The organism is Gemmatimonadaceae bacterium (assembly GCA_037721215.1).
In the GTDB taxonomy this organism is placed as follows: domain Bacteria; phylum Gemmatimonadota; class Gemmatimonadetes; order Gemmatimonadales; family Gemmatimonadaceae; genus UBA4720.
In genome coordinates this window covers 1-11,931 of the sequence record JBBJNV010000019.1, presented here as the reverse complement: position 1 = coordinate 11,931, position 11,931 = coordinate 1, and the positions used below count along the sequence as shown (strand labels likewise).

11 protein-coding genes and 1 tRNA gene are annotated in these 11,931 nt (G+C 59.5%); 8 read left to right on the top strand and 4 right to left on the bottom strand.

The window, feature by feature from the left end:
• Positions 1-266 precede the first annotated feature (266 nt).
• From glnA to WKF55_11195, 3 genes are read left to right on the top strand one after another with little or no spacing between them, the layout of a single operon-like run.
• Entirely contained in the window at positions 267-1,613 is a 1,347-nt protein-coding gene (gene glnA, locus WKF55_11205) for a type I glutamate--ammonia ligase (GenBank protein MEJ7760140.1), read from the top strand.
• Between the two features lie 45 nt (positions 1,614-1,658).
• Positions 1,659-2,372, top strand: a complete 714-nt coding sequence (locus tag WKF55_11200) for a sigma-70 family RNA polymerase sigma factor (GenBank protein ID MEJ7760139.1) — start codon at positions 1,659-1,661, stop codon at positions 2,370-2,372.
• A complete protein-coding gene (locus tag WKF55_11195) occupies positions 2,369-3,310 on the top strand; it encodes an anti-sigma factor (GenBank protein ID MEJ7760138.1) in 942 nt (313 codons plus the stop codon). Before WKF55_11200 ends, WKF55_11195 begins: the two co-directional genes overlap by 4 nt.
• A gap of 25 nt (positions 3,311-3,335) precedes the next feature.
• Here WKF55_11195 and WKF55_11190 read toward each other — a convergent pair whose 3' ends face one another.
• Positions 3,336-4,460, bottom strand: coding sequence for an iron-containing redox enzyme family protein (locus tag WKF55_11190; GenBank protein ID MEJ7760137.1), 1,125 nt, complete (start codon positions 4,458-4,460; stop codon positions 3,336-3,338).
• Between the two features lie 120 nt (positions 4,461-4,580).
• Between WKF55_11190 and WKF55_11185 the strand changes: the two genes are divergently transcribed.
• From WKF55_11185 to WKF55_11175, 3 genes are read left to right on the top strand one after another with little or no spacing between them, the layout of a single operon-like run.
• Positions 4,581-5,603, top strand: coding sequence for a methyltransferase (locus WKF55_11185; protein MEJ7760136.1), 1,023 nt, complete (start codon positions 4,581-4,583; stop codon positions 5,601-5,603).
• Positions 5,600-6,901 (top strand): phosphoribosylglycinamide synthetase C domain-containing protein, encoded by a 1,302-nt coding sequence (locus WKF55_11180; GenBank protein ID MEJ7760135.1) that lies wholly within the window; start codon positions 5,600-5,602, stop codon positions 6,899-6,901. Before WKF55_11185 ends, WKF55_11180 begins: the two co-directional genes overlap by 4 nt.
• Positions 6,889-7,866: a methyltransferase domain-containing protein gene (locus WKF55_11175; protein MEJ7760134.1), complete on the top strand. Its 978-nt coding sequence runs from the start codon at positions 6,889-6,891 to the stop codon at positions 7,864-7,866. Before WKF55_11180 ends, WKF55_11175 begins: the two co-directional genes overlap by 13 nt.
• 5 nt (positions 7,867-7,871) lie before the next feature.
• Here WKF55_11175 and WKF55_11170 read toward each other — a convergent pair whose 3' ends face one another.
• Positions 7,872-8,642 (bottom strand): phosphatase PAP2 family protein, encoded by a 771-nt coding sequence (locus WKF55_11170; protein ID MEJ7760133.1) that lies wholly within the window; start codon positions 8,640-8,642, stop codon positions 7,872-7,874.
• A gap of 46 nt (positions 8,643-8,688) precedes the next feature.
• On the opposite strand from WKF55_11170, the gene WKF55_11165 reads away from it, so the two are divergent.
• A complete protein-coding gene (locus tag WKF55_11165; protein ID MEJ7760132.1) occupies positions 8,689-10,062 on the top strand; it encodes an APC family permease in 1,374 nt (457 codons plus the stop codon).
• Here WKF55_11165 and WKF55_11160 read toward each other — a convergent pair.
• Both WKF55_11160 and WKF55_11155 read right to left on the bottom strand, forming a co-directional pair.
• A complete protein-coding gene (locus WKF55_11160; GenBank protein ID MEJ7760131.1) occupies positions 10,034-10,525 on the bottom strand; it encodes a GNAT family N-acetyltransferase in 492 nt (163 codons plus the stop codon). The genes WKF55_11165 and WKF55_11160 overlap by 29 nt on opposite strands.
• A gap of 4 nt (positions 10,526-10,529) precedes the next feature.
• Positions 10,530-11,192 (bottom strand): hypothetical protein, encoded by a 663-nt coding sequence (locus WKF55_11155; protein ID MEJ7760130.1) that lies wholly within the window; start codon positions 11,190-11,192, stop codon positions 10,530-10,532.
• Between the two features lie 65 nt (positions 11,193-11,257).
• Here WKF55_11155 and WKF55_11150 point away from each other — a divergent pair.
• A tRNA-Cys gene (locus WKF55_11150) sits at positions 11,258-11,329 on the top strand.
• The last annotated feature ends 602 nt before the right edge of the window (positions 11,330-11,931 follow it).

Genomic DNA, 11,931 nt, shown 5'->3' with positions numbered 1-11,931 from the left:
GGTTTGCCACGTCTCGCATCAGATGAATGCAGACTGAATCCAGTGGACGAGGCCAGAGAGCCATAGGTGCAGAAAGATTGCAGATATAGCACAAAATTATTGTCAAACCATCGAACTAGCGGAGCAGCAAGTGGCTAAAAGGCGTCGTATCATGCATAAACGGTACATTTTCCTTGACGTTGTGCGTGTCTGGTCGGTAGTTTGACTGTGCCTGAATTGCCGCGTTTCCTCAACCCGAGACAGCCGTGCCGACAAAACCCCGTAGGATGCCGCCGGATACCACTGGTGCCAGCAAGAAGGAGATTCTCGATCTGGCTGCAAAGTGCAACGTCCGATTCCTGCGATTGCAGTTTACCGACATTCTTGGCGTCAACAAGAATGTGGAAATACCGCGGTCGCAGTTTGGAAAGGCACTGGATGGCGACATGATGTTCGATGGCTCCTCTATCGAAGGATTCGTGCGCATCGAGGAGTCGGACATGCTCCTGGCTCCGGACATGAGCACGTTCCAGGTGTTTCCCTGGGGGGACCCGGAAAACCGTGTGGCCCGCCTGATATGCGACATCAACACCCCCGACGGTGAGCCATTTGCCGGCGATCCCCGGCGGGTTCTTCGGCGCCAGCTCGACCGTGCGCGTGATATGGGATTCTCGACGATGAATGCGGGCATGGAGGCGGAGTTCTTCATGTTCAAGAAAGGCCCCGACGGCGAGGCAACCACGACTACGCACGATGTTGGTGCGTACTTCGACCTGGCGCCAGTCGACCTCGGCGAAGACGCGCGCAGGGCGATCGTCGACGTGCTCGAGCAGATGGGGTTCGAGGTCGAAGCGGCGCATCACGAGGTGGCGCATGGGCAGCACGAGATCGACTTTCGTTACGCGGATGCGCTGAAGACGGCCGACAACATTGCGACGTTCAGATTCATAGTGCGTCATGTTGCACAGCAGTTCGGACTGGCAGCGTCGTTCATGCCGAAGCCGATTTTCGGTCAGAATGGAAGCGGCATGCACACTCACCAGTCGCTTTTCAAGGGAAAAACCAACGCGTTCTGGGACAAGGACGCTCAGTGGGAACTTTCGGCGACCGCGCTCAATTACATCGGCGGCCTCCTGCAGCACGCCCGTGGGTTTTGCGCAATCACCAACCCACTTGTGAACTCCTATAAGCGGCTCGTGCCCGGGTACGAAGCACCGGTGAATGTCGCGTGGTCGATGCGCAATCGTACTCCGATGATCCGCATTCCCGACCGACGGGGGCTGGGCACCCGTGTCGAGCTGCGCATTCCCGATCCAGCGGCAAACCCGTACCTCGCACTTGCGGTTCAACTCGCAGCGGGCCTGGATGGCGTCGAAACGAAAGCCGATGCGCGGGAGCCCGTCAACACGAACATCTGGGAAATGTCGCACCGCGAGAAACGCCGGTTGAAGATCGATGACCTTCCGCACAATCTCGAGGAAGCGTGCAACGAGCTGGAAAAAAACAGCGTGATAAAGGGAGCTTTAGGCGAGCACATCACGAGCAACTTCCTCGCCGCCAAGAGAATGGAGTGGGAGGAATACATCACGCAGGTATCGCAGTGGGAGCTTGATAATTACCTCGCCAAGTATTGATCGACGACCGCGAATGGCGGGTGCGCCATTCCCCTCGTTTGGTGGATGGCGCACCGATTTGCGCGAAAGGCAATCGATTTTCAGGAGCGACATTTACGGGGGCAGGCGTTTGGCGTCGCAATTCGCCGCATGGTAGATTCGAGCTCAATGAATCCGCCAGAGCCCGAACTGTCGTATCCACGTGAGATGAGATCAAACGCCGATGATGTGGCGCTGATCAGACGCATGTGCGATTCGGATGAAACTGCTCTCGGTGCGCTTTACGACCGTTGGTCGCGTTCGCTCTACTCGCTCGTCGTGCATCTGTTGAATGATTCCGATGAGGCGGAGGATGTAGTGGAGGAGACCTTCTGGCAGGCCTGGCGAAAGGCTTCTTCCTACGAGCCTTCGAAGGGCGCGGTTTCTACCTGGCTTCTGACCATTGGTCGCCGAAAGGCGCTCGACCGGATTCGAGCGAAGCGCAGACAAAGGGAAGATCCGATCGGGCGCGACCGCATTCTTGCGGACATGGCGTCGCCCGGGCAGGACCCATCACAGCATGCGGAGGGGTCGGAGCTCCGCGTACACGTCGCAGCGGCTTTACGGGAATTGCCCGTCGAGCAGCGCGAGGTGCTGGAGCTGGGATACTTCAACGGTTTGAGTCAGACGGAGATTGCCGACGTCACTGGCCAGCCGCTGGGAACGGTAAAAACGCGAATGCGTCTTGGAATGCAGAAGCTCAGGGAGCCGCTATCAATGCACCGCGGGAGAACGGAGTGACAGAACTCAGCCACGAGGAGGCGTACTCCGAGCTGGCCGCCGTCGCGCTCGATGCTGGACAAGTCGAGATCGCCGATGCCGTTCGCGCGCATGCGTCGGTGTGCCCGGAATGCGGGCCCGAGCTGGCTTCGATGGAAGCGACCATGGCGCTGCTCGGGCAGCTGGTGCCTCATAGTGAAATGAGTCCCGGCCGGAGTGCAGGGGTTCGTTCCCGTCTCATCGTGCGCGCCGGAAGTGAGCGAAAAGCACGGGCCGCATCGGGCCGCAAGCCCGATCTTTTACACGGAGTCGCGAGTCTGGCGGGTCAGGGTCACAGGGTATCGCCGACGTCGTCGCAAGCAGCTGCGCCGGAAGCCCGCATGCAGCAACCTGTGCGGCCGATCCGGCAACCCGGTAACGAGCGGGGTCCGGCATCCCGCACGAACTGGCTCGCGATTGCCGCAACACTGCTGCTGGCGGCGGCAAGCGCGCAATTGTTCCGGGTGACCGCTGATCGCAATGCGATGCGCGATCAGCTCGCGGCCCGCGGCGGCGATGCCACGCGCGCGGACAGCCTTGCGGCATCGCTGGCCGAGTCGAATGCGCTGGTGGCGGCGATGACCGGCTCGGACGTGAAGGTTGTTTCGCTGGCCAGCGAATCAGCCCGGCAGCCGCAGGCGCAGATGTTCTGGAACCGCGCGTCGGACGATTGGACGATGATAGCATCCGGTCTTCCGTCTCTGAAGCCCGGCCGCACGTACCAGGTATGGCTCGTCACCGACAGCGCAAAGATTTCTGCGGGCACCTTCGAACCTGATGCTCGGGGACGGACTGTTCTGCGTGCCAAATACGCGCTCGATCGTAACGCGCTGCGCGCGGTCGCTATTACCGACGAGCCGGCCGGGGGTGTACCTGCTCCTACAGGGGCGATGGTGATCGTGGGTGCCGCTACCCCGTAATTTTTTTCTTCAGCAGTAATTCGGCTCAGGCCGCAATTGCTCTGGCGCGCGCCAGGCAATAATCGAAGTAGTCGAGGCTCGTATCCGCTCGCAGAATCAACCCCTCCGCTATACCAACCCGCGCTGCCGGGTGCTCGCGAACCTGCGGCTCGATCACATGGGCGAGCCATCCTTCAGCATGGCCGATGTCGATGATCGCGTGAGCGCCATAGTAAATCATCGTTTTCTTTTTCATTCCCAGGCGGATTGCGCCATGCACAAGACGCGTGCAGCGCTGCGGTGCCAGTAACTCGACTGCACCGAGGGTGCCCTGAGCGCGGAAGGCATTGCGGCGGGATATGCAGCTCCAGAGCATCACGTTCACACCCGACAACACCTGCCAAGGGAGCTGCATCGCGTCTGGCGGGATGAGGTCCAGGCCCTCGATCAGAGTATGGAAGAGGTGGGTGTGTACAGCGTGACTGCGACCCTTGCCCATCTCGTCCCAGTAATTCGTGGCCATCTCCATTTTGATTTCGCCACGGGTTCCAACCTGTGCAAGCGCGACCAGATCGTCGAACGCTGCTTCACCGGCGCATTCCATTTCAAAGAACCACTTGAGCTGAGCGCGCGTTGCATCGCTGGCGACGAAGCCGTAGAGGTCGTGTTCGTACAGTGGATGACTGAACGCCGCTGCACGATACCACGCAGCAAATGCTCCCGGCTCCAAGGGCAACGCATCGGCGGAAAGATTGTGCGATGCATTCGCCCGCCGCAGCATGTCGCGCTCCCATGGCTGCTCGAGCTCCCTGATCAAGCGGCAGGGCAACGGATGAAACTGGTTTTCGAGACCGGAATCACCGGGTAAACGCATATGCTGTTGATAGAGAACCAGAAGTGATCTGTGCAGACTGGCGCGAGCGCCATGATCGATCCACGAATCGGTATGGCGGCGTGTGGATTGCGTGGCGGGATACGCGAGTGCAGCCAGCCGCCGGGCGGTAAGAACCAGCTCATCTTCGAGGCCCGGGTTCAAGCCCAGCAGTGCGTCGAGATCGGGATCCCCGAGCAGGCCCTGCAAACGTTGCGCAAAAGTTTCCGCTGAATCCGAGGCCGGGGTTGCCGGCTGCAGGAGAAGCGGAACCGTGGGCAGTTCAATCGACTTCAGCATTGAGTTTAACCCGGAGAATAAGACGGTCCGCCTGGGAGCGGTGCGCCGTTTGCATTTGACGACATCCACTCGGAAGCTTTGCAAGACATGCGCCTCCTCTTTATCTGAAAACGATCCCTCGTGCCGTATCGATTTGGCAGGCCCGTTCCGCCGTCCCGTGAACTTCCGTCCCTGATTGCGGAAGCCGGCCGACTGCGCGCATTCCGGCCTCCATTCCGGTTCACGTCGTTCTTCTCTCCTGAGGATACGCTGCTGTGCCAGTGTGCATCCGAGGCTGCCCTATCCCACGCAAGGTCGCGTGGCCCAGCCTCACGGAATGGCACCGAGCGAACGAGGATAGCCGAGCTTACGTCCGGCAGCGGACTGGTGGGGCTGCACCTTCTCAGGGTCGAGCGCAACAGCGCATTGCTCGGATTGGACATCGACGCCGGGGCGGCGACGACCGCAACTGAAAATGCATCGTTCCTGGGGCTCTCCGACCGGGCGCGTTTCAAGTGTGCAGACCTGTGGTCGACCAGCACGACGGAGATGCTGCTTGCAGACCGGCCGCATCTCATTGTATGCAATCCGCCGTACATTCCGGAGCCTCCCGGGGAGCGGCTGGCAATGGAAGCTGGATCGGGAGCTGACGGGACCGCGCACCTGCTTTGTGCGCTGCGGATTGTGCGCCGTGTGAAACCGCGGGCACTCGCGCTGTCGTGGTGCAGCCTTTCGGACCCGGCCCGGATCGTCGCTGAAGCTGCGCGCTGCGGTTACAGGTTGAATTCTCTGTTTGTCGTGGCGATAGCGGATGGTGAATACTCCGGATCGGTGCACGGGTATCTGCGTACGCTTCAGACCGCCTATCTGAACGATCATCATGACACTATTTCAGTGGCCGCGCCGGATGGTGCTGCGCGGTTTGTTTACCTGCTGATGGCGGGTGAATTCTCGCTCGAGAAGACGAATGAAGATGCTGGCGGATCGGCAGCAGCGGCGGTAGAGGCGCTGTGCTCCCGGTTCGCGCGCACTGGCATTGCGGCGCTGGTCAAACCCTCGGCGCCGTTTGCCATCCGCACGTCGCTCCTCGACAGATGGGACGAGCTGAGGTTGCGTGCTTTTCTGCATGGTCCAATTGAGTCCATGGCGACAGCCTCCCGGTGAGATTCCTGGGGGTCGGCGAGACGGTCGACCTGGGTGACATGTACCTGCGTCTTCAGGCCGGCGGTCACGATGTCAGGGTACACGCCTCCGATGTCAACTCGCAGGATGTCATGCAGGGAATGCTGGAATTCACCGCTGACTGGCAAAACGAGCTGGGATGGATCAGGGCGGCTGGTCCGGACGGCATCATTCTTTTCGAGACCGCATCATCCGGCGCAATCCAGGACGGTTTACGCCGGGAGGGATACAACGTCGTCGGAGGCAGCGAACTCGGCGACCGGCTCGAGACCGATCGCGAATATGGCCAGTCGATGCTCAGAGGTGCAGGCCTTCAGACCGCGATCAGCCGAACGTTCGAGAGCTTCGATGACGGAATCACGTTCACGAGGTGCAATCCCGGGCGCTATGTATTCAAGCTCAACGGATCGAGTTGGGCATCAACCCGGGCCTATGTCGGCCAGACCGATGATGGAACCGATATGGTGGCCCTGCTGACGGCGTCGCGGAATAACTGGACCCCCGACGAGGCGCCGAATTTCGTGCTGATGGACCACGTTTCAGGTGTGGAAGTGGGAGTCGGAGCGTTTTTCAATGGCGAGGAGTTCCTGTCGCCGCCCAATCTCGACTGGGAACACAAGCGTTTTTTTCCGGGCGATATCGGCGAATTGACCGGCGAGATGGGAACGGTCGTGACATATCGCGGGGGAGAGCGAATTTTCGATGCCAGCCTGGCGAGAATGGCGCGACCGCTGAGGGAGTCCGGGTACTGCGGCTATATCAATCTGAACACTATTATAAACGCCGACGGCATCTGGCCGCTGGAGTTCACTTGCAGATTCGGATACCCGGGATTTCCGATTCTCGATGCGTTGCACCACGATACATGGGACACCATACATTCTTCTCTGGTAGCGCGCGACTCCCTTGAGATCAGAACGTCCGATGGCTATTCAGTCGGCGTGGTCATCACGGTTCCGCCGTTTCCATATTCCGACGGCTACGCTGAACTGGGCAAGGGAACGCCGATATGCTTCCGTGAGCCGCTGGCCACGGCGGAGCTCGATGCCGTTCATTACGGAGAAGTGACGATGAGCAACGGCCAGCTGGTCGCGGCCGGGATGGTCGGCTACATCATGGTCGTGACCGGCACCGGCGCCTCCGTCGAAGATGCGAGAACGCAGGCATATGGACGCGTTGATAAGGTCGTCGTTCCGAATGCACGCTACCGGAACGATATCGGCATGCGACTGATGAATCACGATTATGCCTGCCTGAGAGAGCTGGGTTGGCTGGGCTGACCGCGCGGGCCGGCGTCGAGGCAGAAGCAGTAAAGAGGCTCGTAAGTGGCATCGAAGCTCCGGCGATGCGTGAGATTCTCGAGCGCTGCCTCGGAGGCGAATTGTCACCGGCGGTAGCGGTGATGCAAATGCTGATCGAAACCGAAGACGCGGCTGCCGTGCAGTCGGCAATCGACAACATTACTGCTCGTGCCGCGAATCTTTCACGTTCAAATGACAGCCTTCTGCGGGACAGAGTGGATGAGTTGACGCAACTCGTTGTCGACAATGCATCAGGTTGCGACAGGATCGTGGAAATGCTGCGATCCAACATGGACTCGCCTTCGCCAGCGCGTTCTGTCGACGATGGAATTGCGTTCTGTGAAAGGTTGTTCGACTGGTCCGTTCAGCAATCGGAAGAAGCCAGTGTTGCGCTCTATTCGCTCGGCAGTCCCGAGCTGCTCGAGCGCGCAACGCAGGAAATCACGTCGTATCTCGAGAGTGCGGGCGTGATTGCGGCAGACCGGGTGATTCTCGACATAGGGTGTGGAATCGGGCGCCTCGCAGTCGCCCTGGCGCCGCGCGTCCGCGAGGTTTACGGTATCGACGTGTCTGCGCAGATGATCGGGGCGGCGGAACGACGGTGCCTGCCGTTTTCGAATGTGCGGCTGATAAAGGGCGATGGCCGGAATCTCGGTCCTTATGACAACGCGAAGTTCGATGCGGCAATTGCGGTGGACACCTTTCCCTATCTCTATCAGTCCGGGATGACGCTCGTTTCAGATCATTTCGCCGAAGTTGCACGAGTCGTGAAACCCGGGGGCGACTTCGTCATCCTCAACTTTTCGTATCGCGGGCTCGATGACGCCGACAGGTCTGATGTGAACCGTCTTGCTTCGGAAAATGGTTTCAGCGTCATATGCGGGGGCGAACGACCATTCATGATGTGGAACGGCCTTGCATTCCGGCTAAGACGGCTGGGCTGAGGTTCCTACGCCTTTTCGGTTAGTGCGCCAGGCTCGGGTGCTGGTTGCTCATCCGCCTGGATCTCGGGAGCACCCCGCTGTGAATACCGCTGAATCGCCTCGAGCGTCGCCATGCAGAATCCCGCCCACGCCAGTCCGATCGTTGCTCCGGCCAGCACGTCCGACGGATAATGCACTCCGAGGTACATCCGGCTGGCACAGATGAGAATGATGATGACTGCGGCGATCATCAACGTGATCCAGCGTGCCCAGACTCGTTTGTGCAGGCGCGCGGCAAGATACGCGACAGTGCTGTAGACGATTGCTGCACTCATCGCGTGGCCCGAGGGGAAAGATGAGGTTGCCGCGTGCGTGCCCCACTCGAAGACCTGCGGCCTCGGCCGTTCGAAGAAAAACTTCAGCGCGGTATTCAGGAAAAGTCCCCCGGCGGTCGCCACCAGTAGAAGCAGCGCCGAATACCTGTGACGGGTGAGAGAGAGAAAGAGCGCGGCAATGCCGACAATCGTCATCACCACTATGCCTGTGCCGAGTGCCGTGACCTCGAGCATCAGGGAGTCCATCAGTGGCGTGTGCTGGCGACCCAGCCACCGGAGTAATGCCTCGTCGAAGGCCTGAGTGCTCCCCTCCATGACGGTCTGAGCGAGTTTGCCGAAGAGTATCGTCCCAATCGCGGCAATGATGATACCCGCCACCAGAAACACACCGAGCCCACCGATGGTGCTTCCGGCGCGGACCACCGTGCGGCGAAGAAGCTGAAAGAGCGGATCCCACCGCATTCTCAGCTGGGCAGGATGCCATTTGCGGGACTCAGGATTCAAGGGCATGCGTGACATGGTTGCAGGGAAGAGCCCGGTTCATACCTTCCGACCGCATATGACGATTCCGCTGCGCCGGTCGCTGACGACATTGACACTGGTATTCGTGATGTTTTTCAACGTATCGGGCGGTGCGTTCACCACCGAATCGCTGATCGTCAGTGCCGGACCCGGGCTCGGGCTGCTGATTCTCATTCTCATTCCGCTGCTGTGGTCGCTGCCCGAGACGCTGATCGTCGGAGAGCTTGCGAGCATGCTTCCGGAGGAGGGTGGTTACTACAGATGGGTGTATCGTGCATTCGGGCCCTTCTGGGCGTTTCAGAATGGGTGGTGGACCTGGATGTATTCACTGGTGGATATGGCGATCTATCCGGTGCTGTTCAATCAGTATCTCGCCTTCCTTGTTCCCGGCATCGACGCAACGGTTCAGTGGGTCATATCGCTGGCAGTGATCTGGACGGCGACCGCGATCAATCTACGTGGTGCGGGGAAAGTCGGTTCGGTGTCGGTAGTGACCGGCTTGTTCGTACTGCTCACTTTTCTCGCGCTGGCGATCGCCGCGGTTCCACGAATGACTCACGTTCCGTGGGAGCCGTTCAGCAGTGCGGGCGTCGGCGGACTTGGCGGGATAGGCGTCGGATTGTCGATCGCCTTGTGGAATTACATCGGGTGGGATAACGCATCCACGCTGCAGGGTGAGGTGAAGGATGCGTCGCGCAGCTATCCAAAAGCTCTCGCGATTACCCTGCCACTGGTTATGCTCGCCTACCTTGTTCCGCTTACCGCAGCCCTCGGGGCGAGCGACTGGACCCAGTGGCGCGAAGGCGGGTGGCCCGACATTGCGCGGATGTCGGCGGGCGTGTTCGGCGAACCGCTTGCGATCTGTCTCGCGATCGCCGGGATGTTGAGCGCGATGTCGCTCTTCAACGCGCTGCTGCTCGCATACTCACGAATTCCATTCGCGATGGCGCGTGACGGAATGCTGCCCGCGATGCTCTCGCATTCCGATTCGCGGGGTACTCCGCGCAACGCGATTCTGGTTTCAGCTGTCTGCTATTCGGCTTTTGCGCTCCTCTCGTTTGCGCACCTGGTGGTGGCCGATGTGCTGCTGTATTCGATGGCGTTGTTTCTGGAGTTCGGGGCACTGATAGCACTGCGAACGAAGGAGCCCAGGTTGCGCGGGGCGTTCCGCATTCCGCTCGGCACCGGTGGAGTCATCGTCCTGGCATCGCTTCCGGTAATGGTGCTGCTGCTGGTGACGGGTATAGAGCTGACAGACGGTGAGTATGGGGCGCCGGCAATCGCTGGAGCGCTGGGAGCGGCCGCGCTTGGACCGCTGGTTTACCGCGTGACTAGCGGGCGCCGGACGCGAGTTCGGTAAGCGAATCGCCGGTAATGCGGTAAGTCGACCATTCGCTCATCTGTTCGGCGCCGATGCTCTTGTAGAATCCGATTGCGAGGTCGTTCCAGTTCAACACGACCCACTCGAGGCGGCCGCAATCGCGCTCGATCGCCAGTTCCGCGAGTTTCGCCAGCAGGGCACGGCCCACCCCTTTCCCGCGGCCTTCGGGATTCACGTAAAGGTCTTCAAGAAAAATTCCGCGCTGCGCGAGGAACGTCGAGTAGTTGTGAAAAAAGAGCGCGAAGCCAACAGGCTTGCCATGCAGGCTGGCGATGATCACCTCGGCGGCCGGTGGCGAGGTGAACAGCGTTGCACGAAGCGTTTGAATCGAAGCGACACACATGTCGCGCATTCGCTCGTACTCAGCAAGGTTCCGAATGAAGTTGAGGATCAGCGGGAGATCGTCTTCCGTCGCCATCACGATATCAATTTTGTCTGTCATCGAGTCAGTCGTATTCGTCGGAGCCCTGTACCCAGATGAACCCCTGAGTGTCAATCATGTCCTTTGGATGCAGGTCGCGCATGTCCCTGCCTACTGTAGCCGCGAAATCGAGGAGGCTGCTATAGGTCTCCCAGTTGGGTCTCGAGCGATAACTGAAATCAAAGCCGTAGGCTGCGGCTGCGGCTTTGGTTACCATCGGCTTGAGAAAGATGTGGGCTTCCGGTTGAGCGATGAACCCGAAAACAGTGGTCACCGGCCAAGTCAGAACCCGCGTCTGGACGCGCGGCAGATCGGCGACGGCCGCGACCCATTGCTCAAATCTCAATTGCGGATCGCCAGTGGCGTGAAGGAAAGTGTACAGGCCCTGGGCGAACGCCCTGGCGCCATCGGGTGATTTGACAGCGTCCCGCAGCGCAATTTTTTCGAATGAGAAGAGCAGGTTTGTCCGGGACTCGATTGCGACCGCGCGTTTCGCTATCTCCGAAAATTCCTTGTTACTGAGGAGCGAGCTGAATTCCTCCCGGTCAAGCTCCTGAGCCCATCTTTCGTGCGCTTTCTGCTTGTAGCTGCGTTCCCAGTCGATGTAGGTCTCGTCTGCAAACCCGCCGGGAAAGAAGCGGAGAAATTTGCGGCGGCAGCGCTCGGGTCCTGACAGACGTGTCGGCACGGGTGATGGGGGACGCAAGACTTGCGCTTGAACGGGGTATTGGGGAAGGGTAAGTTGCGATTCACGGCGCCGTGGCCAAGTGGTAAGGCGGCAGACTGCAAATCTGCTATTCGTCGGTTCGATTCCGACCGGCGCCTCTGGTAAGTTGTTATTTGAGAAGATGTTAGCGGTTTGGGAATTCTTCCAGCTTATTTCACGTCAAAGACTGCGGGATAAATGCGTCGCAAGCCGTCAAACAGGCACCCGGTCAGGGTGTTTTTTTCTATGCGGCAACAGATGGCGCCACCGAGCCTGATAGTTGTGCCGCCGCTGCGTACCAACGGGGCATCGAAATCGTCGTCAGGGGCGAATCGGGCGTACACTTCTGTTTGGATGATATCGGAGTGCCCAAGCCACACCTTCATTCGTTCAAGGCGAACCCCGGAACTCACATGTGTTATGCGGTGCGTCGCTTGGACCTCGACTTTATCACTCCTCTCAGTGCTCGATTAACTAATGGTCTGGATCCGTCGTCGTGAGCGATAGCGGATCGCCAAAGGCGGTGGCCGCTTCTTCAAAGCTAACGCCGTGCTTCCGAAGATCGGCATCTGCCTTTCTTGGGTCCCAGCCATTAGCGAATCATTGAGTAAAGTTACACGTGAGACGAAGGTGGTGTCCTCGGGAACGAGTGGAGATCCGGTCAGAGATTCACACTCTAGTACCGCGGCACCACCTGAATTTCAACTAGACCTGGGACTCA